The following is a 24,230-nucleotide window of genomic DNA, read 5'->3' on the forward strand; positions in this document are numbered from 1 at the left end:
AAAACTGTCGTTGGACGTGATCGGTGGGCTGTTCGACGCTGCCCGTATGACCACCACCACGCCGGCCCGAACGACCGCGAGGATGGCCGCCCTCGTCAGCGAGATCCGTACGGTAGTGGAGCGCGGGCTCGCCCCCGACCTGACCGCGTACCTGGTCGGCGAGCGGCTCGCCCCGCACCTGGGTACGTCCGATCTGCTCGCCCCCGAACAGTGCGAGGGGCATGCGGATCGGTACCGGCAGCACATCCTGCACGCGGAGCCCGACGGCAGCTTCTCGGTGGTGGCACTGGTGTGGCTGCCCGGGCAGGAGACGTCTATCCACGATCACGTCTCGTGGTGCGTGGCCGGCGTCCACCAGGGCGCGGAGAGCGAGCGCCGCTACCGGCTCGCCCCGGCGGCGGGTACGCACGGCGCCCGGCTGGTGCCCACCGAGGAGGTGGTCAACGGCCAGGGGGACGTCTGCGGGTTCGCCCCGCCCGGGGACATCCACCAGGTCCGCAACTCCTGTCGTACGACGGCGATATCCCTCCACGTCTACGGCGCGGACGTCTCCCGCCTGGGCAGCAGCGTTCGCCGCGTCTACACCCTCCCGACCGACTGATGGCGCTGTTGCACCGCCCCGTCCACCGACCCGGGCGGGCGCGCGATGTTTCACGTGAAACAGCCTCCCCCTGGCCCGGGTTGGGGCTGGCCGTCGGGGGCGCCCTCGTGGCCTGGTGCGTCCACCGGTTGGCGCCGGCCGTACCGATGCTGACCGCGGCGGTGGTGCTCGGCATCGCGGTCGCCCACCTCCCGCGTCTGCGGACCGTCGTACGGGGTCCCGCGCGGGCGGGTCTCTCCCTGGCGGGCCGCCGCCTGATGCGGATCGGCATCGTCCTGCTGGGGCTCGGTCTCGGCCTGGACCAGGTGCTCGGGCTGGGCTGGGCGACCGTCGCCATGGTGACCGGGGTGGTCGCGGCCACCTTCCTCGGGACCCTTTGGTTGGGTCGGCGGCTCGGACTCCCCGGTGATCAGCCGCTGTTGATCGCGACCGGGTACTCGATTTGCGGGGCCTCGGCCATCGGAGCCGTCAGTCAGGTCTCCGGCAGCGACGAGGAGGACGTGGCCTCGTCGGTGGCCCTGGTCACCCTCTGCGGAACGATGGCCATCGCGGTACTCCCGCTCCTCCAGGATCCGTTGGCGCTGTCCGACCTCGCCTTCGGGCGCTGGGTGGGCGCGAGCGTCCACGATGTCGGCCAGGTCGTGGCGACGGCCCAGACGGCGGGTCCCGACGCCCTGGGCGAAGCGGTCCTGGTGAAACTGATGCGGGTGGCGCTGCTGGCCCCGCTCGTCGCCGCGGTGGCCTTCTCCGTACGGGCCCGGCGGCGCGGAGTGCGTACGGCCTCGGGACGCCGGCCGGCCCCGGTGCCCCTGTTCGTCGCCGGGTTCCTCGCCGCCGCCGCGCTCAGGGCGACGAACGTGCTGCCCGACGCGGCGCTGGAGTGGGCGCACACCGCGCAGGAGGCGCTGCTGGCGGCGGCACTGTTCGGCCTGGGCAGCGCCGTACACCTGCCGACCCTGGCCCGGACCGGCGGACGGGCTGCGCTCCTGGGGCTCGGAGCCTGGGCGGTGGTCGCCGGGGCCTCGTACGCGGGCGTCCTGCTCACGCTTTGACCGGGCCCTCAGCTCCGGGCTCCGGGCCCTCAGCTCCGGGCCCTCAGCTCCGGGCCCTCAGCTCCGGGCTCCCGGCCCGAGATTTCGGGTGCCGGCTGGCTTCGGGTACCGGGGAACGGAGGGGAGTTGGCCATTTCCTGGCCGGAACCGACCGAACGTTCCGACCGGTGCCTGACATCTCATACGGCCCGTGCAACCCTGCATCCGATCCGCACCGGAAACTCTTCACCCCCACCCTGCCCGGACCCGACAGGCCGGGCACGGCAGAAGGAGTCCTGCGTGAATCGTCATCGCACGGCCCTATCGGTTCTGTTGGCCGCGGGCGCCCTGCTGGCCGGCGCACTGACCGCGGCGACGCCGTCGGTCGCCGCCGACGCCCCCGTCTCGTTCCGACAGCAGCACAGCCAGGGTTTCTGGACCGCGGAGCGCATGCGGTCCGCCGTCCCGCTGGACGTCACGGCGACGCCGGGGAGCATGCGTACGGCGCCCTCCCCGGCGGACCGACCCACCCGTGTGGCCCCCATGGCCGCTCCCGCCTCACCCACCGCGTTCCCGCAGGCGGGCGGCGCGTGGACCGGCGGCGGGGCCGTGGTGAAGACGTCCGGGCGGGTGTTCTTCACCATGGGCGACCGGACGGCGTCCTGCTCCGGTGACTCGATCGCCGGCGCCAACGGGAGCACCGTCATCACCGCCGGGCACTGCGTGAAGTACCAGGGCGCCTGGCACACCAACTGGGTCTTCGTCCCGGCGTACGACAACGGCAGCGCGCCCTTCGGCCAGTGGTCGGCGACGCGCACCTTCGCCACGGCGCAGTGGGCGGCGAGCGAGGACATGAACATGGACGTCGGCCTGGCCGTGGTCGCCCCGCTGAACGGCCAGAAGCTGAGCCAGGTCGTCGGGGCCCAGGGAATCCTGTTCAACGGGGGCTACAACAAGAGGATGTACTCCTTCGGCTTCCCCGCCGCCGCTCCATACGACGGCACCAAGCTCGTCTACTGCAGTGGCAACAGCAGCAAGGACTTCCTGCTGACCAAGGACCACGGGCTGGCCTGCAACATGACCGGCGGCTCCAGCGGAGGCCCCTGGTTCCAGGACTTCAACGAGGCGACCGGCCTCGGCACGCAGGTCTCGGTGAACAGCTTCGGATACACCTTCCTGCCGAACCGGATGTTCGGCCCGTACTTCGGAAATGAGGCCAAGGCGGCGTACGACCAGGCACAAACCGCCTGACCAGCCCCGCACACCCCCACCGCCCGGTACTCTGTACCGACCAGGTGGGTTGCCCGAGCGGCCTAAGGGAACGGTCTTGAAAACCGTCGTGGCAGCGATGTCACCGTGGGTTCAAATCCCACACCCACCGCCGGTGAACGACCCCTGACGAGTGTTCCGGTCAGGGGTCGTTCGCGTCTTCCGGCTCATCCGCCCCCTGGTTTCCCGTGTTCCCACGGCTGCGATGTGCCGTCGCCGCAAGGGCCTCCCACCTGCGCGATTCGCAGGCTGTAAAGGGCGGTCTAGGCCTTCCGAGTGGTGTTTGTCGGAAGATCGGCGCGCGTGGTGGAGGCGCTCCGGTTGCGCACACATCATGGCGAATGTATTCAGATCGGCCCGTCGGAACATCGCGAAATGAGGCAACCCGTCATGGCACACCGCAGCAGCGTCACGTCCATCTGGACCGCCGTCCTCGCCGCACTCGTGGCACTCTTCGCCGCCCTCGGTCTCGGCGCCAAGGTGGCCCCGGCCGCCCCCGCCACCGTCTCCGCTCCGGAGGCCCCGACCGCCACCGTGCGCCGGCCGGCCGTGATGGCCCGGCGGACGTGGCGGGCGATGATGCGGGGAGGTTCGCTCCCGCCCACCATCAAGCAGCGGATCCGCGCCGAGGCGCACGGCAAGACCCCGTCCGTTCGTCGCTCGACCACCGCCCTCGCCGCCGGGAACGCCGGGACCGCTGTCAGCCCCGTCGACGGTGTCACCCCGCTCGCCCCTGTCGCACCCGTCACCGCGGTCGCCGCGGCCACCTCTGCCGGAACCGCCGCCCGGGGCATGGCGCTCGCGGCGTAGTAGTCGTGCTTGCGCGACCACGTGGCCCTGGTAGGAACCGCGGGCATCGTGGGTACGGAACGGCAACCGCCCGGAGGGACAGGCGTACGCGCCTACGCCGGGCAGACGGATCAGCGAAGCAGTACGGCAATGCAGCGGTAGGGCAGTACGGCAGTACGACACAGCGATGTGGCAGCACAGCATCAGGTCAGCACAGAAGTACATCGGTACAGGAGCACAGCAGCACAGGCGCACGGCAGCACAGCAGCACGGCAGCACAGGCGCACGGCAGCACGGTGATACGGCAGCGCGGCCATTCGGCGAGACGCCGAGAGGCCAGGGCGGCAGCCCGTGAAGTCGGCGGTACGGACGAGCGTCGCCAAGGCAGGACGGCGGCAGCGCGCCGACGCCGCAAGGCAGCAGGGTGGTACGGCACCGATCTCGTGCCGGCGGCAAGGCTGTGCGGAGTGCGGCCCCGAGGTCGAACGGCAGGACGCACCACACGGCGAACGACAACACGACGGCGCGACGGAGTGTCAGCGCGGTGGCCCGAGCGCCGCGGCACGACCGCATCCGGCGCGGTGGTACGGCAACAGCACGTGGAACGGTAGGCGCTGGAGCCCGGTCGGTATGCGACCGCGGATCGCGCCATGACGTGCCCCCGAGCGGGGCGCGGATGGATTCACCCCGGCGGGCGCCGGGGGCGTGCAGGGGGCGCAGAGCTTGGCGTCGCCAGGTGACACAGGTTCGCGGACCCGGGGGGCAGTGGGACTCCCGAACGGCGCGGCCCGTTTTGGCATGTCCAGGGTGCGGTGGTTTGGCGGAACGATTCCGCACTGGTGTCGCAGGGGTTTCGGGCGGCGGGGGGTCGCTGACCTGGGGCGCTCGGGGCGCGAATGGGGTTTATCCGATGTTGCTCATGCTTGCGGGGGAATCACCGGCTCCGGGGTGGTTCGCCGGGGATTCGGTGGGCAACTCTGATGTCGCGACGTCGTCACCACGCGTAATGACCGGGTCGGTCGGCCAACTGCCCTGGTGTGAAGCCCACTTCGGTTTTCTGGAGGATAAAGACATGGCAAGCATCCGTACCGCCCGCGTCATCGCCGCCGTCGCCGCTCTCCCGCTCGCCGTCGCCTTGTTCGGCGGGGTGCCACGGCTGACAACGGCTCGTTCGCGAACGACGGATCGAATGCGAGCGTCGCGAGCATCATCGGCAGCGGCGTGGGTGGCAACAACAACGGCAACTCCTCCACGTCGCAGCAGGTCGCCACCGGCTCCGGCGCGTCCAACCAGAACAACACGGCGCAGGTCAACGGGTCGGCCTTCACCGCTATCGAGCAGCACAACGCGAACCTGGCGGTGAATTTCTTCCCCTTGTTCTGATCGTTGCGAATGCGGCCTGAGCCGCGATGGCGGCGATGAGCCGCGATGAGTGTTGAGGGCGTCTGCGTGACCGGACCGGCTGGGGTCCGGTAGCGCGGGCGCCCTCGGGCGTTTCGGGGCCGGGGTGCCGGCCGGGCGCGCCGGGCACTCGCTGCCGCTTCGGCGGTTCCCCGGTGGACCTTGACATCCACAGTGAATCTGACGGACAGTCAGGTTTCCTCGTTGATGTGACGCCGGGAGGCCCGAGCCGTGCACCTCGCCCCGACCGAAGGCCAGTTTCGGCTCCGCGCCGAAGTGAGGGAGTACTTCGGAAACCTGATGCCGGACGGGCTCCCCGGGGATCCGGCCGCGCAGCGTGCCCTGTTGCGCCGGATCGGCGCCGACGGGCTGCTCGGCCTCGGCTGGCCCGTCGAGTACGGAGGCCAAGCCAGGGGCCCCGACGAGCAGTTCGTCTTCTTCGACGAGGCCTACCGGGCCGGTGCCCCCGTCTCCATGGTCACGCTCAACACGGTCGGCCCGACCCTGATGAAGTACGGCACCCGGGAGCAGAAGGACTACTTCCTCCCCCGGATCCTCGCCGGGGAGGTCGTCTTCGCCATCGGCTACTCGGAGCCCGAAGCCGGCACCGACCTCGCCTCGCTCCGCACCCGCGCCGTACGCGCCGCAGACGCCAAACGAGACTCCAAACGAGACGCCAAGCGAGACGACAGCGATGACAGCGATCGCCGTGGCAGCAGTGACGCCGGCGACACCGACTGGATCATCGACGGTCAGAAGATCTTCACGTCCAACGCCCAGAACGCCGACTGGATCTGGCTCGCCTGCCGCACCGATCCCGACGCCCCCAAACACAAGGGCATCTCGATCATCCTGGTTCCCACCGACGCCCCCGGCTTCGTCTGGACCCCCATCGACACCGTCGGTGGCCTCACCACCACGGCCACGTACTACGACTCGATCAGGGTTCCCGCCGGCAACCTGGTCGGCCCCGAGCACGGCGGTTGGGGCCTGATCACGAACCAGCTCAACCACGAACGCGTGGCCCTGGCCGCCATCGGCATGCAGGCGGAGGACTTCTACGACCAGGCCCTCGCGCACGCCAGGACCCCCGATCCGGTCACCGGCGAACGCCCCGCCGACCGCCCCTGGGTGCGTTCCCGCCTCGCCGAGGCGCACGCCCGGCTGGCCGCCGTACGCCTCCTCAACTGGCGGCTGGTCCAGGACGTGGGCAGCGGCGACCTGGCCCCGGGCGACGCGAGCGGGGTGAAGTTCCTCGGTACCGAGTCGACCGTCGAGGTGTACCGGATGTGCCAGGAGGTCGTCGGTGAGGAGGCGCTGATCCGGGGGCCCTCGGCCTTCGCCGGGGGCGAGTTGGAGCGCCTGAACCGGGCCGCCCAGATCAACACCTTCGGCGGCGGGGTCAGCGAGGTCCAGCGGGAGATCGTCGCCATGATGCGGCTCGGCATGAAGGGAAGGAAGCGATGACGGCCGACGGAGCCGAGGGGACGGTGGACACGCCCCCGCACGCCCCGACACGGGCAGCGGCGCGGGAAGACATACGGACAGGAGTGGAATCGGAGCCAGAGCCAGAGGCAGAGGCAGAGGCGGCGGAAGCCCGGTTCCACTCCCGGCTGACGGCCTTCGAGGGGAAGCCCGCCGCCACCGGGGGCCGGGCCAAGGACAAGGTCAACGAGCCGATGATCCGCCATTGGTGCGAGGCGATGGGGGACACCAACCCCGCCTACACCGGACCGGACGCCATCGCCCCACCCACCATGCTGCAGGCCTGGACGATGGGCGGGCTCTCCGGGCACACCGACCGTTCCTCCGCCTACGACGAGCTCCTCCTGCTGCTCGACGGCGTGGGCTGTACCTCCGTGGTGGCGACCGACTGCGAGCAGGAGTACCTCCGTCCGCTGCGCCCCGGCGACCGCGTCACCTTCGACGCCGTCATCGAGTCGGTGTCCGCGCGCAAGACGACCAAGCTGGGCACGGGGTACTTCGTGACGACCCGGATGGACGTCCACGCGAACGGCCAACCCGCCGGGACCCATCGCTTTCGCATCCTCAAGTACGCCCCCGCCCCGAAGCGGCCCGGGTCGGCGAAGCAGCCCGCCCGGCCGCGCCACGAAGGCCACTCCAGCCGCCCCGCCCGCCCCCGCCCCGTGATCAACCGCGACAACCAGGGGTTCTGGGACGGCGTCCGGGACCACACCCTGCTGATCCAGCGCTGCACGGCCTGCTCGACCCTCCGTTTCCCCTGGCTCCCGGGCTGCAACGCCTGCGCCTCCCCCGACTGGGACACCGTCCCGGCGAGCGGCGCCGGCACGGTCTTCTCGTACGTGGTGATGCACCACCCGCCCTTCCCGGCCTTCGATCCCCCGTACGCGGTCGCGCTCGTCGAACTCGCCGAGGGAGTACGGATGATCAGCAACATCACCGGCGTCCCGTACGACAAGGTCCGCATCGGCCTGCCCGTCCGACTGGAGTTCCTGCGCGTCGACGACACGCTCGAACTCCCCGTCTTCCGGGCGGAGGCCGGCTGACATGGACTTCCACCCCACCGAGGAGCAGTCCGCCGCCGTCGGTCTCGCCGCGCGGATCTTCCGGGACCTCGCCACCCACGAACGCCTAGCCGCCGCCGGCACCGACAGCGACGCCGAACTCTGGAAGGCCCTGACCGCGGCCGGGCTGATCGCCGCCGTCGAGGAGGTCGGTCTGCTCGGTCTGGTGCTGCTGCTGGAGGAGCAGGGCCGCACGACCGCGCAGGTTCCGTACGCCGCCACTTGCGCGTACGGGGTCCTCGCCGTGGCCCGCCACGGCAGTCCCGAGCAGCGCGCGCGCCTGCTGCCCGCCCTGGGAACCGGAGAGGCGGTGGCCACCGGCGCCTTCCCGGGACGCGGCCGGATCACCGCCGCCCCCGACGGCCGGCTCACCGGAACCGCTCCGGCCGTGCCCTGGCTGCGCGACGCGACGCACGTCCTGGTGCCGGACGCGAACGGGTCGCTGTGGTTCGTGGCGACGGACGCGCCCGGCGTGGCGATCTCGGCGGTGGAGACGACCGCGCCCTGGGCGGCCGGCGCGCTGACGCTGACCGGCGCCCGGGGAGAGCGGCTCGGCGGTCCGCGGGCCCACGACGAGGTGCTGTCCGCCGCACGCACCGCCTTCGCGGGCCTCCAGGCGGGCGTCTGCGCCGGGTCGTTGGCCCGGGCCGTCGAGTACACCTCCACCCGGGAACAGTTCGGCCGGCCGCTCTCCACCAACCAGGGGGTCATGCTGCGCGCGGCCGACGCGTACATGGACACCGAGGCGATCCGGGTCACCGCCTACGAGGCGGCATGGCGACTCGACACGGGCCTGCCGGCGCGCGAACACGCGCTCACGGCGGCCTGGTGGGCGTCGGAGGCGGGCAAGCGGGTCGTTCACGCGGGCCAGCACCTGCACGGCGGCATGGGCGCCGACCTGGACCACCCCGTACACCGGCACTTCCTGTGGGGGCGCCAACTGGACGCGTACCTGGGCTGCGGCAGCGAACTGCTCGCCGAGCTGGGCGCGCTCGTTTCGGACCCGGTGACCGCCGGCGCCGCGACACCCGAGGGGGACGACGCATGAACGTCGGCGACACGCTGCCGCCGCTGGAGATCCCGGTCACCCGCACGCTGATCGTCGCGGGTGCGATCGCCTCCCGCGACTACCAGGACGTGCACCACGACGCGGAGCTCGCGCGCGAGAAGGGCTCCCCGGACATCTTCATGAACATCCTGACGACCAACGGCCTGGTCGGCCGGTACGTCACCGACCACCTCGGGCCGTCCGCGGTACTGCGCAAGGTGGCGATCCGGCTCGGCGCCCCCAACCACCCCGGCGACACCATGACCCTCACCGCGACCGTCGTCGCCCGCGACGGGGACACCGCGGAGCTCCGCGTCGTCGGGGCCAACGGCGTCGGCCTGCACGTCACGGGCACCGTCACCGTCACCCTGGGGGCCACGGCATGAGCGTCCGTACCCGCGACGGTCTCGGTGGTCGCGCCGCCATCGTCGGCATCGGCGCGACCGAGTTCTCCAAGGACTCCGGCCGCAGCGAACTGAAGCTGGCCGTGGAGGCCGTGCACTCCGCCCTCGACGACGCCGGACTGAGCCCCGCCGACGTCGACGGCATGGTCACCTTCACCATGGACACCAGTCCCGAGATCACCGTCGCGCAGGCGGCCGGCATCGGGGACCTGTCCTTCTTCTCGCGCATCCACTACGGGGGCGGAGCGGCCTGTGCCACCGTCCAGCAGGCCGCCCTCGCCGTCGCCACCGGCGTCGCCGAGGTCGTGGTCTGCTACCGGGCCTTCAACGAACGCTCCGGCCGCCGCTTCGGCTCCGGCGTCCAGCAGCGCGAGCCCTCGGCGGAAGGCGCGGCACTGGGCTGGTCGCTTCCGTGGGGGCTGCTGACCCCGGCCTCCTGGGTGGCGATGGCCGCCCAGCGCTACCTGCACACCTACAACCTGACCCCCGAGGCCTTCGGTCACGTCGCGGTCACCGACCGCCGGCACGCCGCCAACAATCCCGCCGCGTACTTCCACGGCAAGCCCATCACCCTCGCCGATCACGCCGCCTCGCGGTGGATCGTCGAACCGCTGCGCCTGTTGGACTGCTGCCAGGAGACGGACGGCGGACAGGCGATCGTCGTCACCACCACCGAGCGGGCCCGTCACCTGCGCCGCAAGCCCGCCGTGATCACCGCCGCGGCCCAGGGCGCCGGTCGACGCCAGGAGGCCATGACCTCCTTCCATCGCGACGACCTCACCGGGCTCCCCGAGATGAACGTGGTCGCCCGCCAACTGTGGCGGACCAGCGGCTTGCGCCCCTCGGACATCGACGTCGGGATCCTCTACGACCACTTCACCCCGTTCGTGCTCATGCAACTGGAGGAGTTCGGCTTCTGCGCCCCCGGGGAGGCCGCCGATTTCGTGGCCGCCGACGCGCTGCCGCTGAACACCCACGGCGGCCAGCTCGGCGAGGCGTACCTGCACGGGATGAACGGCATCGCGGAGGCCGTCCGTCAGCTGCGGGGCACCTCCGTCAACCAGGTTCCGGGCGCCGCGCACACCCTGGTCACCGCCGGCACCGGGGTTCCGACCTCCGCCCTGATCCTCGGCTCCGACGGCTGAGGGGGCGCCCGGGGGCGGCCGAGGGCGGGCGCCGCCTCCTCCACCTTCAGGAGGTGGGGCACGGCACGGCCCTACAACCTGAGATGGACCCCGCTTCGGCACCTGCGGCCGATCCGGGGAGCCCGCTCCGCTCCTAGCGTGGAGCCATGACCACGCCTGTGTGCACACTCGCCTCGAATCCGACGTCGTACCCGTCGTTCTCGGCGTACGTCCGGACCCGCGGCTCGGTCCTGATGCGCACCGCGCGCTCCCTCACCGCCAACCCCTGCGACGCCGAGGACCTGCTGCAGACGGCCCTGGCCAAGACGTACGTGGCCTGGGACCGCATCGAGGACCACCGGGCCCTCGACGGCTACGTACGGCGGGCGCTGGTCAACACCCGCACCTCCCAGTGGCGCAAGCGCAAGGTGGACGAGTTCGTCTGCGACGAGCTTCCGGAGAGCGAGGAGCCGCCGGCCACCGACCCCGCGGAGGCCCAGGCCCTGCGCGACGCCATGTGGCGCGCGGTGACCCGGCTGCCCGACCGGCAACGGGCGATGGTGGTGCTCCGTTACTACGAGGACCTGAGCGAGGCGCAGACCGCCGAGCTGCTCGGGGTCTCGGTCGGCACGGTCAAGAGCGCGGTCTCCCGCGCCCTGGTCAAACTGCGCGAGGACCCGGAACTCACCGTCGTCCGATGAGGGCGCCTGCCAGCGTGTTTCACGTGAAACACGGGACGCGTGGCGCCGGGCGCTGTTTCACGTGAAACATCGCGAGGGTTTCCACCCGTGAGGTAGTGACATGCCGACCGGTACGTGCGCAGAATCGGCAGCATCCGTAGCCGCCGCAGCGCCGCAGCGCTCACCGGGAGGACGCTTTGCTGAGCACGATGCAGGACGTACCGCTCCTCGTCACCCGCATACTCCAGCACGGGATGACGATCCACGGGAAGTCCCAGGTCACGACCTGGACCGGGGAGGCCGAGCCGCATCGTCGCAGCTTCGCCGAGATCGGTACCCGCGCCACCCGCCTCGCCAACGCCCTGCGCGACGAACTCGGCGTCCGGCAGGACGACCGGGTCGCGACCCTCATGTGGAACAACGCCGAGCACGTGGAGGCGTACTTCGCGATCCCCTCCATGGGCGCCGTTCTGCACACGCTCAACCTGCGACTGCCCCCCGAGCAGCTGGTCTTCATCGTCAACCACGCGGCCGACCGGGTCGTGCTGGTCAACGGCACCCTGCTGCCCCTCCTGGTCCCGCTGCTGCCGCACCTGCCCACCATCGAGCACGTCGTGGTCGTGGGCATCGGGGACCGCTCCGGGCTCGACGGCCTCGACGTGCGCGTGCACGAGTACGAGGAGCTGCTGGCGGGCCGCCCGGACACCTACGCCTGGCCCGAACTGGACGAACGCCAGGCCGCGGCCATGTGCTACACCTCCGGCACCACCGGTGACCCCAAGGGCGTCATCTACTCGCACCGCTCCGTCTACCTGCACTCGATGCAGGTGAACATGGCCGAGTCGATGGGTCTGACGGACCGGGACACCTCGCTCGTCGTCGTTCCGCAGTTCCACGTGAACGCGTGGGGGCTGCCGCACGCCACGTTCATGACCGGCATCAACATGCTGATGCCGGACCGCTTCCTGCAGCCCGCTCCGCTCGCCGAGATGATCGAGCGGGAGAGGCCCACCCACGCCGCGGCCGTCCCCACCATCTGGCAGGGGCTGCTCGCCGAGGTGACCGCCAACCCGCGCGACCTGACCTCGATGAAGCAGGTCACGATCGGCGGCGCGGCCTGTCCGCCCTCCCTCATGGAGGCGTACGAGAAGCTCGGCGTCCGCCTCTGTCACGCCTGGGGCATGACGGAGACCTCGCCGCTCGGCACGATGGCGCACCCGCCGGCCGGTCTGACCGCCGAGGAGGAGTGGCCGTACCGGATCACCCAGGGTCGTTTCCCCGCGGGGGTCGAAGGCCGCCTGGTGGGCCCCGGCGGCGACCACCTGCCGTGGGACGGCCGGTCGGCCGGGGAGCTGGAGGTGCGCGGCACCTGGATCGCGGGCGCCTACTACGGCGGCGCGGACGGTGAGCCGCTGCGTCCCGAGGACAAGTTCAGCGCGGACGGCTGGCTCAAGACCGGCGACGTCGGCGTGATCAGCGCCGACGGCTTCCTCACCTTGACGGACCGGGCCAAGGACGTCATCAAGTCCGGCGGCGAGTGGATCTCCAGCGTCGAGCTGGAGAACGCGCTGATGGCGCATCCGGAGGTGGCCGAGGCGGCCGTCGTGGCCGTCCCCGACGAGAAGTGGGGCGAGCGTCCGCTGGCCACGGTCGTCCGCACCGAGGGCGCGAGCATCGACTACGCGGGGCTGCACGCCTTCCTCGCCCAGTCGATCGCCAAGTGGCAGCTGCCGGAGCGCTGGGCCTTCGTCGAGGCGGTACCGAAGACGAGCGTCGGCAAGTTCGACAAGAAGGTGATCCGCAAGCAGTACGCGGACGGAGCGCTGGAGGTCACCAGGCTCGGCTAGAGCCCCTCGGCGACGGCGAACGATCTCCTGCGGCTACCGGATCTCCCGCGACCAACGGGTCTCCCGCGGCGGGCCGGAGAACGCGCCGTCGCCGGAGTCAGCCCCGGGTGAGCCAGGGCCGCAGCAGCTTGCTGACGGCGGGCATGGCCACGTAGGTCATGAGGGTGCTGAAGACGACCGCGAACGCGGCCGTGCGCACCACGAAGTGCAGGTCCACCAGGTACGGCCCGAGCAGCGCGTTGCCCGCCAGCGAGATCGGGAAGATGGCCAGCCCCGAGCTGATCGCCATCTTCCAGCGCGGCGGCGCGGGTCGGGTCGTACCCGGCTTGGCGAACCAGGTCTCCATGCCGTGGAGTTCCCGCCGGGCTATCTCGGTGTGGTGGTGCCCGAGGCAGTTGGAGAACCACTGCGCCCGCTCGGTGGAGTCCTGCCACCGCTGGAACGCCGCCTCGTTGCGGAAGCGGTGCACCAGGAACCAGGGCCCGCCCTCCGAGGCCGGGCGGAACAGCCCGTACCCGAGGTGGTCCGGGAAGCCCGCGGCGGTCTCCAGGATCCCGTGGGCCCAGGCCTCGAACGTCTCCTCGTGACCCGGTTCCACCTGACGGGCGATGAGCAGGTTCACCTCCCCGTTGTCGGCGGGAACGGTGTGCTCGGTCGTGTCGGTGATGGCCATGCGGCCAGGATGACTAGTTGGTGCCGATCTTCGCCAGCAGGTCCACGATGCGGCCCTGCACGTCCGCGGTCGTGGCCCGCTCGGCGAGGAACAGGACGCTCTCGCCCGAGGCCAGCCGCGGCAGTTCGGCCGGGTCGATCCCGGCGGTCGTGTAGACGACCAGCGGGGTCCGGTTCAGCTGCCCGTTGGCGCGCAACCAGTCCACGATCCCCGCCCGACGGCGCCGGACCTGCATCAGGTCCATGACCACCAGGTTGGGGCGCATCCGGGTCGCCAGCTCCACCGCGTCGGTGTCGGCGCCCGCCCGTGCCACCTGCATCCCGCGCCGCTCCAGGGCGGCGCTCAAGGCGATGGCGATCTCCTCGTGCTCCTCGATCAACAGGACCCGGGACGGGTGCTGCTCGCTGTCGCGGGGCGCGAGCGCCTTGAGCAGGACGGCCGGATCGGCGCCGTAGGCGGCTTCGCGCGTGGCGTGGCCCAGCCCGGCCGTGACCAGGACCGGGACCTCGGCGGCCACCGCGGCCTGACGCAGCGACTGAAGGGCGGTCCGGGTGATCGGCCCGGTCAGCGGGTCGACGAACAGCGCCGCGGGGAAGGCGGCGATCTGCGCGTCCACCTCCTCGCGGGAGTTCACGATCACCGGGCGGTAGCCGCGTTCGCTGAGGGCCTGCTGCGTCTGCACGTCGGGAGCGGGCCACACGAGCAGCCGGCGCGGGTTGTCCAGCGGCTCCGGCGGCAGTTCGTCGTCCACGGGGCGGGGCACGGGCCGGTTGACCACCTCGACGGCCCCACCGGGGCCGTCCAGCGGCTCGGGGCCCTCGGCGGAGCCCGCCTCGGGTGCCCCTATGGCGAAGGCGCGTCCCTGCGCGGCGGGTTCGGCCAGCCGGCGCCTGCGACCGGAGCCGCTCGCGTCCACGGAGATGCCCTGGCCCAGGGTGCCGAGGGCGCGCACGCTGATCGGCTGCGCGGCCTCCGCAGGGGCGTCCTGCGGCTGCCGGGCACCGGGTACGGCGGCCGGTGCCGCGGCCTCGTCGTCCTCGACGGCGGTCCGGGCGGCGGGTACCGGCCATGCCGGGGTGGCGGGCAGCGCGCGACGCCGACCGGTGGGGTGAGCCGGATCCACTGGTTCCTGCGCACCGGGCTCGGGCGCGGCGTCGGGGGTCTCGGGCTCCGACGCCGGCGCGCCGAGCACCCGCCGGCCGCGGCGGCCGCCCGGAGCGTCCGATTCGGCCTCGGCGGGAGCGGGCGCGGGACCGGCCATCGCGGGCGCCTGCGGGGCGGCCGGTACGGGTCCCGGCGCGGGGCTCGCCGCCGGGGTCGGGCCGGCGGGCAGTGCGAAGCCGCCCTCGGGGGCGATGGGGCGCTGCGGTACGGGCGGCACGAGACCGGTCGCCGGCACGGGCCCGCCGGGCTGCGCGGGCGGACCCGCGGGCCCCAGCGCCCGGCGCCGTCCGGCGGGGTGCTCGGTCACCGGGACCGGCGGTACGGGCGGCAGCGCGGGCATCGCGGTGCCCGGCGCCATCGCGGTGCCCTGCGGGGGCACGGGCCGACCGGAGCCGCCCTGCCCGCCGTTCGGGCCGTTCTCGGGACCTCGGGCGGGGCCGGCCGAGGCGCCGTTCCCGCTGCCGTCGCCGTCCCGACCTCGGCGGCGTCCGGTGCCCAGGCCCGCCGGGTTCACCGGGGACTGCGCCAGCCCGGATCCCGTCGGACCGGAGTCGGCGGGGCTGCCGTCGGCCCGCCTCCGCCCGGACGGCAGCGCGAGCGCGCTCCCGCCGCCCCCCTGGGCGGGGCCGCGGCCCTCGGGGGCCTTCGGCTCCTCGGCCTCGTCGTCCAGGAACGCGTCCACGCCGCTGCGCCGTGCGCGCCGGCCCCCCGACTCGCCCTTGCCTTCGCGGTCGGGCTTGCCTTCCGGGGCCTTGCCCTCGGGCTCCTCCGCCGGCTCGGGCAGGGTCACCGTGCCGGCCCCCGAACCCAGCGGGAACTCCAGCACGTACGCACCGCCGGGCGCGCCCGGGACCTCGACCGTCTGCAACACACCGCCGTGCGCGGCCACGATGCCCCGCACGATCGGCTCGTGCACCGGGTTGCCGCCTTCGTAGGGCCCGCGCACCTCGATCCGTACGACGTCACCACGTTGCGCGGCGGCCACGACGATCGTCGAGTCGGCGTACCCGCTGCCCTGCGCGGTCTTGCCGGTGGCGTCCACCCCGGCCACGTCGGCGACCAGATGCGCGAGGGCGGCCGCGACACGGTCCCCGTCCACCTCGGCCTCGATGGTCGGCGCGTGCACGGCGAACTGCGCCCGGCCCGGCCCGATCAGCTCGACCGCGCCGTCGACACCGGCCGCGACGACCGTGTTGATCAGAACCTTCTTCTTGTCGAGCTTGTCGTTGCCCGCGTCCAGTCGTTGGAAGCCGAGCACGTTGTCCACGAGTGTGGTCATCCGCGAGTACCCGGCGGCCAGGTGGTGCAGCAGCTGATTGGCCTCCGGCCACAGCTGACCCGCGTCGTCGGCCGCCAGCGTCGCCAGCTCCCGGCGCAGTTCGGCCAGCGGACCGCGCAGGGAGTCGTCCAGCAGCGCCAACAACTGGGCGTTGCGGGCCGCGAGCGCGTCGTACGGCCGGCGGTCCGTGAACGTCATGACGGCGCCGACCAGCAGCTCCCCGTCCCGTACGGGCGAGGTGGTCAGGTCGACGGCGACGGGTTGCCCCGACTTGTTCCACAGGACCTGTCCGCGCACCCGGTGCTTGCGTCCGCTGCGCAGGGTGTCGGCGAGGGGGGACTCCTCGAAGGGGAACGGCGAGCCGTCGGCCCGGGAGTGCTGGATCAGCCCGTGCAGCTCGCGGTTGCCGAGATCGGTGGCGCGGTACCCGAGGATCTGCGCCGCGGCCGGATTGACCAGCACGACCCGCCCGTCGGTGTCGGTACCCACCACGCCCTCGGCGGCGGCGCGCAGGATCATCTCGGTCTGCCGCTGGGAACGGGCCAGCTCGGCCTCGGTGTCCACCGTCTCGGAGAGGTCCCGTACGACCAGCATGAGCAGCTCGTCACCGGTGTAGGACGGGGCCGGCTCGCGGTAGGCGTCGCGGCCGTCGAGGTGGGCGCTGGTGACCTCGACGGGGAACTCGGTTCCGTCGGTGCGCCGCGCGGTCATCCGCTTCGGCCTGGCCCGCCCGCCCTCGTCGTCGCCGGGCCGGCGCATGGAGCCGGGGATCAACTTGGAGTCGAACTCGGGCAGGAGGTCCAGCACGCCGCGCCCGACGAGCCCGGTGCCGGGACTCTCCATGATTTCGAGGGCGATCGAATTCGCGTTGACGACCGTGCCGTTGGCGTTGACGAGCAACAGCGCGTCGGGAAGTGCGTCGAGTATTGCTGCGAGGCGAGCAGCGCCTCGGGATGGCCTGCTGCTCACGACGAGCTTCCTCCCTGACCACGACTACCGGCATGTCACGGGAGGAGTCTAAGGGCACGGTCCCCCGGCGGGGTGGCGGATGTGCGGTGTATTCCGCCCATCCTTCGCATCCTCCCAGGTCAGGAACGCCCACTCGGAAGCACAGGTTCCATGTTGTTCCAACGGGCGATGTCGCATCCGTTCGTTCGCTGGAACGTGGCGTCCACCTTCTTGCCGTCCCACGTTCCCGTGATCCGGGCGGTGGCGGGCCCGCCGTCGACCATGGTGCAGAACTGCCGCTTCGAGACGGGGGCGAAGGGGTTCTCGCCGTTCTTCGCGAAGGTGTCGAGACGGGCGCAGGCGTCCTGGGCGCGGGGGTGGTTCCCGCCGGCCGGGTCGCACTCCAGGGAGTACTCGCCGTCGGCGAGCGGGTTGCCGGTGTCGGACACGGCGACGGTCAGCCGGTCGGGAGCCTGAACCGGTGCCGAAAGCAGGTTCAGGGGCAGCGGTGGCAGCGGTCCGGCGGCCGCTGCGGCCAGGGCGGAGGTGACGGCGAAGGCGGCGAGACGCAGCATGTGGCACTCCAGGTCGTCCGTACGTCGTACCCCCCACCAACGACGCGCCGGCCCCGACGTTGCGCGCGGGGCACGGCGTGCGTGTGTACGTGTACGTGGCGTGCGTGTGTACGTGCCGGGCGCCCGCCACTCCTTCCGGGACGCCTGCCGACGCCTTCGCCGCGCCCGCCGGTGCCCACGCGTCACCCCTCGGGACGGGTACCGGGACGGGTGCCGCGCGCGGGGCCCTAAGCCTTTGCCCTGGACCTCTCGTTCCTTGTACCGTGGGAGCGGATTGGTGACCGGCCCCGAGCCTGTGTCATCATCTGCACGCACCTTCGTACGCGAGGGTGTGCTGGAGGCGTCGCCTAGTCCGGTCTATGGCGCCGCACTGCTAATGCGGTTTGGGGCTTACCCCCCATCGAGGGTTCAAATCCCTCCGCCTCCGCACCTCACCGAAGCCCCGGTCCTCAGGACCGGGGCTTCGGTGCGTTCGGGCTTCGGTACGTTCGGGTTCGTGCGGCCGGCTCGACGTGCCGCCATCGGGTGGCTTCTTCGCATGGCCGTCTTTCGGACGACTGATTGACGACTTCCGGCCGCTCCCCGGACCTGGCGCCCGGAGGTCGGGTTCGGCCCGGTGATCACGCCGCGGCCCCCTCGGGAACCCGGCCCGGGACACTTCCCGGACCTACCCGGATGATCTTCTTCCAGGTCGTTTTCCCAGGTCAGCGGCGGTGGAGCCAATGGATTTCGCGTCCCGCCGAGGTCCATGTATTGTTGTTCTCGCAAGGCCAACGGGGCGCAAAACCCCGGGAAGCCCAAGCACTCGTAGCTTAACGGATAGAGCATCTGACTACGGATCAGAAGGTTGCAGGTTCGAATCCTGCCGAGTGCACAGCAGGCCAGAGGCCCTCAGGAGAAATCCTGAGGGCCTCTGGCGTTTCCCGGGTCGTGGTGTCTCCGGGGGATCTCCGGGTGCGGGTCGCCCTGGTGGACGACGCCGCGGGGGGAGGGTCTGGCTAGCCTTTCGAGGGTCGTTGAGTCTTCGAAGGGAAGTTCCATGGGTCTGTTCGGGAACGCGCACACCGTCGATCCGGTGTCGGCGCAGCGGGACTACGAGCGGCTGTTGGGGCAGGGGGAGCAGGTGCACGCCGCGTACCTCCTGATCCGCGACACCATCCTGTTCACCGACCGGCGGCTGGTGCTCGTGGACAAGCAGGGCATCACCGGCAAGAAGGTGGAGTACCACTCCATCCCCTACCGCAGCATCACGCACTTCTCGGTGGAGACCGCCGGTCACTTCGATCTCGATGCCGAGCTGAAGATCTGGATATCGGGCAGCCCGACGCCCGCCGTGGAGAAGACCTTCACCAAGGGTGTCGACATCTACGAGGTGCAGGCGATCCTGACGCAGTTCGTGGCCCGGTAGCCGCCGGCCCGGCGGCCCGAGCGGAGGCGATCGTCCGAACCTCGTACGAGTCGAGGGCGGTCGTGGGTGAGCCCATTTGTTCCTGTGCCCGTTGTGTCGAATGATGTTCGGCATGATAGGGGGATTGCAGGATCAGGTACCGTCTTCGCAAGGCCCGACGGGCACATGAGAGGAAGATCGCGTGGACGACATCGACCGGGCGCTCGTCCTGCGCCTCCAGCAGGACGCGGGCCAGTCCTACGCGGCGCTCGGCGCGGCCGTCGGTCTCTCGGCCGGCGCCACGCACGAGCGCGTACGGAAACTGCGCGAGCGCGGAGTCATCCGGCGAACCACCGTGGACGTGGATCCGGCCGCCGTGGGCAGCGGGGTGCTGGCCTACGTGATGGTCGACTCCAACGCCTGGATGGGGGACTCGGCCGAGGCCTTCGCCGCGATCCCGGAGATCCAGGAGGCGCACGTCATCGCCGGCAGCGCGTCGGTGCTGGTCAAGGTGCGCTCCGCCACCACCGTGCAGCTGCAGGACGTACTGCGCCGCCTCTACGCCATCGAGGGGGTCAGCGGGACGCAGGCCACCGTCGTCCTGGACACCTTCTTCGAACGGCCGCTCCCCCTGTGACCTGGTGGTGCACCGGCATCCGCTGGAAGGAAGCGGGGCAGGACGGCATCCCGTCCATCGGCTGGTACGAGCCGGGGCGCGCCGAGCGCGCCGGCCTGCTCGGGTACGGGAACCGGCTGGCCTTCGCCGCCCGGGGCGAGCGGCACTGCCTGGGCGTGTGGCGGGCCGGCAGGCGGACCGTGTGTCCGACGGGCCGGCCGGTGCCGGGCCGGACGGGGAGCGCGCAGTGCCCCGAGTGCGCCCGGCTGGACCGGTCCTTCTCGGTGGCCGCCGACACCAACGTCGCCGATCCGCGCACGTACCGGGTGTACCTGGCGTGGTTCGGGCCCGGCCTGCTCAAGGTCGGCATCACCGCCGAGGAGCGCGGCCCGACCCGGCTGCTGGAGCAGGGGGCGGTGACCTGGACCTGGCTCGGGCGCGGGCCGTTGATGGCGACCCGGCGCACCGAGGAACTGCTGCGGGCCGCCCTCGGGGTGCCCGACCGGATCGCGTACGCACGCAAGCGCGCCGTACGGGCCCACCTGCCGCCGCGCGCGGAGCGGGCCGGGGAGGTGGCGGAGCTGCACGCCCGGGCCGCGGCCCTGCCGGGATGGCCGGAGTCGCTGGAGCGGCTGGGGTGCGAAGTCGTCGATCACGCCGTCCCGTTCGGCCTCGACCGGCTGCCCCGACCCGCGCGGGTGGTCACCGAGATGGTGCCCGAGGGGACGGTGACGGGGACCCTCGTGGGCGCGGCCGGACCGGATCTGCACTTCGCGGACGGGCTGGTGGTGGACACCCGACTGCTGGCCGGCTGGGAGCTGGTCGCACCGGGGGAGGCCGGCGGCGCGGAGGTGCCGACGGCCACCGTCGCGCCGCCGCCCCCGGAGGTCGGGCAGGACGGCCTGTTCTGACCGGCGCACCGGCGAGCCGACCGCGGTCGAGCCCCGCCGGCGAACCGGGCGCGCACCGGCGAGCCGCCGCCGGTCGAGCGCGCTGCGCCGCGAGGCGCCCATGGTCAAGTCTTGGATCCCTTTGGCCTCGTGGGCGGCTTTCCGGTGGACATCCCGGGGGCCCGCCGCAGAGGGTGGTGGGCATGAGCATCCAGCCCGTACCGGCGTTCGAACCGCCGTACCTGATGGCCGTCTTCACCGATGTCCGCACCGCCGACGAGACCGACTACCCGGAGACGGGCGCCCGGATGAGCGAGCTCGTCGGGGCCAACCCCGGCCTCCTCGGTCACGAGTCCGCGCGTACCCCGGGCGGTCTCGGGATCACCGTCGCCTACTTCCGTGACCAGGAGTCGCTGACCGCCTGGCGCGAGGACCTGGAACACCGGTCGGCCATGGAACGGGGCCGCGAGGACTGGTACGAGAGCTACACCCTCCACGTCGCGACCGTCGAACGGAGCCACGGCTTTGTCCGCGCCGAGCACTGAGCCGACCTCCGAGGAACCGACCTCCGAGGAACCGACGGCCGAGGAGCCGACGGCCGAGGTGCCGACGGCCGAGGAGCCGACCTCCCAGGAGACGACCGCGGAGGCGGTCCGGGTCTTCCGGGAGCGGCTCGGGGTGTCCGGGCTGGTCGACGTGCACACCCACTTCATGCCCGAGCGGGTCCTGGACAAGGTGTGGGACTACTTCGACGCGGTCGGTCCGTTGACCGGCGTCGAGTGGCCGATCACCTACCGGCACGAGGAGGAGCATCGGGTCGCGCTGCTCCGGCGGTTCGGGGTCCGGGCCTTCACCGCCATGTTGTACCCGCACAAGCCGGCGATGGCGGCCTGGCTCAACGCCTGGGCCGCCGACTTCGCCGCGCGGACCCCCGACTGTCTGCACACCGCGACCTTCTTCCCGGAGGACGGGGCGGCGGCGTACACCGCCCGGGCCGTCGACGCCGGGGCGCGGGTCTTCAAGGCGCACCTCCAGGTCGGCGGGTACGACCCGAACGACGAGCGGCTCGAAGCGGTCTGGGGGCTGCTGGCCGAGGCCGGGATCCCCATCGTGATCCACTGCGGCTCGGGGCCCGTCCCCGGCAAGCACACCGGGCCCGAACCCATCGCCCGGCTGCTGGCCCGCCACCCCCGGCTGCCCTTGATCGTCGCGCACATGGGGATGCCCGAGTACGCGGACTTCCTCGACCTGGCCGAGCGGTACGGCGAGGTCCGGCTGGACACCACCATGGCCTTCACCGACTTCTCCGAGCAGTTCAGCGGCTTCCCGACGGGGGACCTCGGGCGGCTCGCCGACCTCGGCGACCGGATCCTGCTGGGCACCGACTTCCCGAACATCCCCTACCCCTACGAGCACCAGTTGGAGGCCCTGGACCGCCTCGGGCTCGGGGACGACTGGCTGCGCGCGGTCTGCCACGACAACGGGGCCCGGCTGTTCCGGCTGCCCTGAGCCGTCCCGGCTCGGGCGTCGGGGGGCATCGGCGGGTGTCGGCGGGCGGCGCGGGCCGGCGTTTCTCAGGAAATTCACAGGTGGGCGCAAGAACGCTCTCAGAGGCCCCGGTCAGCGTGGAGGCATGACTGCGACGACCACCTCACACGCGTCCACGTCCACCGCCCATCACACGGCCCTCGTCCGGCCCGACGGCGGCCCCTGCCGAGTGCTCGTGGTCGACGACGAGGCCGCGCTCTCCGAGCTGCTGTCCATGGCCCTGCGCTACGAGGGCTGCGAGGTCCGCAGCGCCGGGGACGGGGCCGGCGCGGTGCGTGCGGCCCGGGAGTTCCGCCCCGACGTGGTGCTGCTCGACATCATGCTCCCGGACATGGACGGGCTGGCCGTGCTCGGCCGGCTCCGCCGGGAGCTCCCCCACGTACCGGTGCTGTTCCTGACCGCCAAGGACTCCGTCGAGGACCGGATCGCGGGCCTGACGGCGGGCGGCGACGACTACGTCACCAAGCCGTTCAGCCTGGAGGAGGTCGTGGCCCGGTTGCGCGGCCTGGTCCGCCGGTCGGGCGCGGCGCAGGCCGCGCGCGGTGGATCCGTCCTGGTCGTGGGCGACCTGCGGCTCGACGAGGACAGCCACGAGGTCACCCGGGACGGCCGGGAGGTGCACCTGACCGCCACCGAGTTCGAGCTGCTGCGCTACCTGATGCGCAACCCGCGCCGCGTGCTCAGCAAGGCCCAGATCCTGGACCGGGTGTGGTCCTACGACTTCGGCGGCCAGGCCAACGTCGTCGAGCTGTACATCTCCTACCTGCGACGGAAGCTGGAGAGCGGCCCCGGATGGCCCCCGATGATCCACACCCGCCGCGGCGCCGGCTACTTGATCAAGCCGGCCGAGTAGTGCCCGTACGCCTCCCCCGACGCGGCGGCCGGCCCCGTCGGCCGTGGTCGTTGCGGACCCGGCTCGTCCTGTCGGCGGTGGCCCTGATCGCCGTCGTCGGCGCGGCCATCGGCACCGTCACCACTCTCGCGCTGCGCGAGAACCTGGTCGACAAGCTCGACGACCAGTTGCGGGTCTCCCTCGACATGGCGCTCCGCGGCCCCGGCGCGGGAAAGGCCGCCCGCGAGAACAGCCTGGGATTCGTCCTGGCGCCCGGCAGTCCCCTCGGCGCCGCCGGGATCCGGCTGGACTCCGACGGGAAGGTCATCGGGACCGCCCGCAGCGCGGCCGTGGGCGGCCCCGACCTCGACCACCGCCAGCCCCTCACCGACGGCCAGACGGCCGCGTTGGAGCAGGCCGCCCATGCCTCCGCCCCGGGCGGGGCCGACCCGACCGACGTGGAGCTGCCGCAGCTCGGCGGCTACCGGGTGCTGACCTCCCCCGACGGGAGCCTCGTACTCGGCTTCCCGCTCAGCGACGTGGACTCCACCGTCCACACCCTCGTCGCGGTGGAGGTCTTCGTCACCCTGGCCGGGCTGATCGCCGCCTCCCTCGCGGGCCAGGCGCTCGTCGGCGTCGCCCTGCGCCCCCTGCACCGGGTCGCCGCCACCGCCACCCGGGTCTCCGAACTCCCCCTGCACAGTGGCGAACCCGCCCTGCACGAACGCGTCCCCGACGCGGAGGCCGACCCCCGCACCGAGGTGGGGCAGGTCGGCGCGGCCCTCAACCGGATGCTGGGCCACGTCTCCTCCGCCCTCACCGCCCGGCAGCAGAGCGAGACGCGGGTCCGCCAGTTCGTCGCCGACGCCAGCCACGAGTTGCGCACCCCGCTGGCCTCGATCCGCGGCTACGCCGAACTCACCAGGCGCGGCCACGAGCAGCCCGGCCCCGACACCCGGCACGCGCTGGGCCGGATCGAGTCCGAGGCCACCCGGATGACCGGACTCGTCGAAGACCTGCTGCTCCTGGCCCGGCTGGACGCCGGTCGCCCGCTGTCCACCGGCGACACCGACACCGACCTGGCCCCGCTCGTCGTGGACGCCGTCAGCGACGCCCGGGCCGCCGGCCCCGCGCACCACTGGCGGTTGAACCTCCCCGACGAGCCCGCCCCGATCCGCGCCGACCCGGCCCGGATCCAGCAGGTCCTGGTCAACCTCCTCGCCAACGCCCGCACCCACACCCCGCCCGGCACCACCGTCACCGCCCATGTTTCACGTGAAACATCCGCCGTCCGCCTGCTGGTCGAGGACGACGGACCCGGCATCCCCGCCGAACTCCTCCCCCACGTCTTCGAACGATTCGCCCGCGGCGACGCCTCCCGCTCCAGGTCGGCGGGTTCCACCGGCCTCGGGCTCGCCATCGTCCAGGCCGTGGTCTCGGCACACGGGGGACAGGTGGACGTACGCAGTCGGCCGGGACGGACCAGCTTCGAGGTACGCCTGCCGCTCGCCGCCACGGACTCACAGACGGGGCACAGGCTCACCACACAACGGTGACAGCCCGACCGGCGACTGTCGG

At 72.2% G+C, this 24,230-nt stretch carries 21 protein-coding genes, 3 tRNA genes and 1 pseudogene; 22 read left to right on the forward strand and 3 right to left on the reverse strand.

Features of this window, described 5'->3' with window-relative positions; all coding sequences use genetic code 11:
* The first annotated feature begins 46 nt into the window (after positions 1 to 46).
* The 13 genes and pseudogenes from ACIRO3_RS16025 (at position 47) to ACIRO3_RS16085 (ending at position 12,740) form a co-directional block, all read left to right on the forward strand.
* On the forward strand, positions 47 to 601 hold the full coding sequence (locus tag ACIRO3_RS16025; protein WP_404136859.1) for a cysteine dioxygenase: 555 nt from the start codon (positions 47 to 49) through the stop codon (positions 599 to 601).
* Positions 601 to 1,653 carry a YeiH family protein gene (locus ACIRO3_RS16030; RefSeq protein WP_404136862.1) on the forward strand — a complete coding sequence of 351 codons (1,053 nt, stop codon included), beginning with the start codon at positions 601 to 603 and terminating at the stop codon, positions 1,651 to 1,653. The genes ACIRO3_RS16025 and ACIRO3_RS16030 overlap by 1 nt, the downstream gene beginning before the upstream one ends.
* 279 nt (positions 1,654 to 1,932) lie before the next feature.
* Complete coding sequence (locus tag ACIRO3_RS16035) at positions 1,933 to 2,883, forward strand: trypsin-like serine peptidase (RefSeq protein WP_404136864.1); 951 nt, start codon at positions 1,933 to 1,935, stop codon at positions 2,881 to 2,883.
* A gap of 43 nt (positions 2,884 to 2,926) precedes the next feature.
* Positions 2,927 to 3,013 (forward strand) — tRNA-Ser (locus tag ACIRO3_RS16040).
* A 278-nt stretch (positions 3,014 to 3,291) separates the two neighbouring features.
* Positions 3,292 to 3,711 carry a DUF6344 domain-containing protein gene (locus ACIRO3_RS16045; protein ID WP_404136867.1) on the forward strand — a complete coding sequence of 140 codons (420 nt, stop codon included), beginning with the start codon at positions 3,292 to 3,294 and terminating at the stop codon, positions 3,709 to 3,711.
* Positions 3,712 to 4,762: 1,051 nt separating this feature from the next.
* Positions 4,763 to 5,073: pseudogene (locus ACIRO3_RS16050) on the forward strand (hypothetical protein).
* A gap of 249 nt (positions 5,074 to 5,322) precedes the next feature.
* Positions 5,323 to 6,558: an acyl-CoA dehydrogenase family protein gene (locus ACIRO3_RS16055; protein WP_404136870.1), complete on the forward strand. Its 1,236-nt coding sequence runs from the start codon at positions 5,323 to 5,325 to the stop codon at positions 6,556 to 6,558.
* Positions 6,559 to 6,641: 83 nt separating this feature from the next.
* Entirely contained in the window at positions 6,642 to 7,619 is a 978-nt protein-coding gene (locus ACIRO3_RS16060; RefSeq protein WP_404136873.1) for a bifunctional MaoC family dehydratase N-terminal/OB-fold nucleic acid binding domain-containing protein, read from the forward strand.
* Position 7,620: 1 nt separating this feature from the next.
* Complete coding sequence (locus tag ACIRO3_RS16065; RefSeq protein ID WP_404136876.1) at positions 7,621 to 8,685, forward strand: acyl-CoA dehydrogenase family protein; 1,065 nt, start codon at positions 7,621 to 7,623, stop codon at positions 8,683 to 8,685.
* Positions 8,682 to 9,071, forward strand: coding sequence for a MaoC family dehydratase (locus ACIRO3_RS16070; protein ID WP_361770860.1), 390 nt, complete (start codon positions 8,682 to 8,684; stop codon positions 9,069 to 9,071). Before ACIRO3_RS16065 ends, ACIRO3_RS16070 begins: the two co-directional genes overlap by 4 nt.
* The gene (locus tag ACIRO3_RS16075) at positions 9,068 to 10,234 is read left to right on the forward strand and encodes a lipid-transfer protein (RefSeq protein WP_404136879.1); all 1,167 of its coding nucleotides are present in this window, start codon (positions 9,068 to 9,070) and stop codon (positions 10,232 to 10,234) included. The genes ACIRO3_RS16070 and ACIRO3_RS16075 overlap by 4 nt, the downstream gene beginning before the upstream one ends.
* A 146-nt stretch (positions 10,235 to 10,380) precedes the next feature.
* Complete coding sequence (locus ACIRO3_RS16080) at positions 10,381 to 10,914, forward strand: SigE family RNA polymerase sigma factor (protein WP_404136882.1); 534 nt, start codon at positions 10,381 to 10,383, stop codon at positions 10,912 to 10,914.
* A gap of 176 nt (positions 10,915 to 11,090) precedes the next feature.
* Positions 11,091 to 12,740: a long-chain fatty acid--CoA ligase gene (locus ACIRO3_RS16085; protein WP_404136885.1), complete on the forward strand. Its 1,650-nt coding sequence runs from the start codon at positions 11,091 to 11,093 to the stop codon at positions 12,738 to 12,740.
* 97 nt (positions 12,741 to 12,837) lie between these two features.
* On the opposite strand, the gene ACIRO3_RS16090 is transcribed toward ACIRO3_RS16085, so the two are convergent.
* The 3 genes from ACIRO3_RS16090 to ACIRO3_RS16100 all read right to left on the reverse strand — a co-directional run bounded on the left by ACIRO3_RS16090 (position 12,838) and on the right by ACIRO3_RS16100 (position 17,379).
* Positions 12,838 to 13,413 carry an antibiotic biosynthesis monooxygenase gene (locus ACIRO3_RS16090; RefSeq protein ID WP_404136887.1) on the reverse strand — a complete coding sequence of 192 codons (576 nt, stop codon included), beginning with the start codon at positions 13,411 to 13,413 and terminating at the stop codon, positions 12,838 to 12,840.
* A 13-nt stretch (positions 13,414 to 13,426) separates the two neighbouring features.
* Positions 13,427 to 16,825, reverse strand: coding sequence for a PAS domain-containing protein (locus ACIRO3_RS16095; RefSeq protein WP_404136890.1), 3,399 nt, complete (start codon positions 16,823 to 16,825; stop codon positions 13,427 to 13,429).
* 119 nt (positions 16,826 to 16,944) lie between these two features.
* A complete protein-coding gene (locus tag ACIRO3_RS16100; protein ID WP_404136893.1) occupies positions 16,945 to 17,379 on the reverse strand; it encodes an SSI family serine proteinase inhibitor in 435 nt (144 codons plus the stop codon).
* Between the two features lie 336 nt (positions 17,380 to 17,715).
* On the opposite strand from ACIRO3_RS16100, the gene ACIRO3_RS16105 reads away from it, so the two are divergent.
* From ACIRO3_RS16105 to ACIRO3_RS16145, 9 genes are all read left to right on the forward strand, one after another.
* Positions 17,716 to 17,806 (forward strand) — tRNA-Ser (locus ACIRO3_RS16105).
* Between the two features lie 374 nt (positions 17,807 to 18,180).
* A tRNA-Arg gene (locus ACIRO3_RS16110) sits at positions 18,181 to 18,253 on the forward strand.
* 165 nt (positions 18,254 to 18,418) lie between these two features.
* Complete coding sequence (locus ACIRO3_RS16115) at positions 18,419 to 18,787, forward strand: PH domain-containing protein (protein WP_361770874.1); 369 nt, start codon at positions 18,419 to 18,421, stop codon at positions 18,785 to 18,787.
* Between the two features lie 181 nt (positions 18,788 to 18,968).
* Positions 18,969 to 19,403, forward strand: a complete 435-nt coding sequence (locus ACIRO3_RS16120) for an Lrp/AsnC family transcriptional regulator (RefSeq protein ID WP_404136896.1) — start codon at positions 18,969 to 18,971, stop codon at positions 19,401 to 19,403.
* Positions 19,400 to 20,293 carry a DUF2797 domain-containing protein gene (locus ACIRO3_RS16125; protein WP_404136898.1) on the forward strand — a complete coding sequence of 298 codons (894 nt, stop codon included), beginning with the start codon at positions 19,400 to 19,402 and terminating at the stop codon, positions 20,291 to 20,293. The genes ACIRO3_RS16120 and ACIRO3_RS16125 overlap by 4 nt, the downstream gene beginning before the upstream one ends.
* 182 nt (positions 20,294 to 20,475) lie before the next feature.
* Positions 20,476 to 20,817: an antibiotic biosynthesis monooxygenase family protein gene (locus tag ACIRO3_RS16130; RefSeq protein ID WP_404136901.1), complete on the forward strand. Its 342-nt coding sequence runs from the start codon at positions 20,476 to 20,478 to the stop codon at positions 20,815 to 20,817.
* A 58-nt stretch (positions 20,818 to 20,875) separates the two neighbouring features.
* Entirely contained in the window at positions 20,876 to 21,781 is a 906-nt protein-coding gene (locus tag ACIRO3_RS16135; protein WP_404137167.1) for an amidohydrolase family protein, read from the forward strand.
* Between the two features lie 124 nt (positions 21,782 to 21,905).
* Complete coding sequence (locus ACIRO3_RS16140; protein ID WP_404136904.1) at positions 21,906 to 22,673, forward strand: response regulator transcription factor; 768 nt, start codon at positions 21,906 to 21,908, stop codon at positions 22,671 to 22,673.
* A complete protein-coding gene (locus tag ACIRO3_RS16145; protein WP_404136907.1) occupies positions 22,673 to 24,208 on the forward strand; it encodes a sensor histidine kinase in 1,536 nt (511 codons plus the stop codon). Before ACIRO3_RS16140 ends, ACIRO3_RS16145 begins: the two co-directional genes overlap by 1 nt.
* Positions 24,209 to 24,230 lie beyond the last annotated feature (22 nt).

This window comes from Streptomyces sp. NPDC102278 (assembly GCF_044766345.1).
GTDB lineage: Bacteria > Actinomycetota > Actinomycetes > Streptomycetales > Streptomycetaceae > Streptomyces.